Annotated in this window: 1 protein-coding gene; it reads left to right on the top strand. The window is 62.8% G+C overall.

Annotated elements, in window-relative coordinates; all coding sequences use genetic code 11:
• A partial coding sequence (locus C9414_RS20755; protein WP_181286185.1) for a cytochrome b occupies positions 1–674 on the top strand: 674 nt, incomplete at both ends.

The following is a 674-nucleotide window of genomic DNA, read 5'->3' as shown; positions in this document are numbered from 1 at the left end:
TCATCGTGGTCTACCTGCACATGTTCCGTGGCCTGCTCTACGGCAGCTACCAGAAGCCGCGCGAGCTGGTGTGGATCCTGGGCATGCTGATCTATCTGGTGCTGATGGCCGAAGCCTTCATGGGCTACGTGCTGCCCTGGGGCCAGATGTCGTTCTGGGGCGCCAAGGTGATCATCTCGCTGTTTGGCGCGATACCGGTGATCGGCAACGGCCTGACCGAATGGATCATGGGCGACTACCTGCCCAGTGACGCCACGCTCAACCGCTTCTTTGCGCTGCACGTCATCGCCCTGCCGCTGGTGCTGTTGCTGCTGGTGGTGCTGCACCTGGGCGCACTGCATGAAGTGGGCTCGAACAACCCCGATGGCGTGGAGATCAAGAAGGGCCCGAAGGGCAACCGCTGGTCGCCGAACGCCCCGGCCGACGGCATTCCGTTCCACCCGTACTACACGCTCAAGGATGGCGTTGGCGCCGGCTTCCTGCTGATCATCGCCGCCTTCATCATCTTCTTCGCGCCCGGTTTCGGCGGCCTGTTCCTGGAGCATGACAACTTCACCGAGGCCAACCGCCTGGTGACCCCGGAGCACATCAAGCCGGTCTGGTACTACACCCCGTACTACGCGATGTTGCGTGTGGTGCCGAACAAGCTCGGCGGCGTGCTGGTGATGTTCTCG

It is taken from the genome of Bacillus sp. Nf3, assembly GCF_003028545.1.
GTDB classification, from domain to species: Bacteria; Bacillota; Bacilli; order Bacillales; family Bacillaceae; genus Bacillus; species Bacillus safensis.
This window is presented reverse-complemented; position numbering and strand designations above follow the sequence as displayed.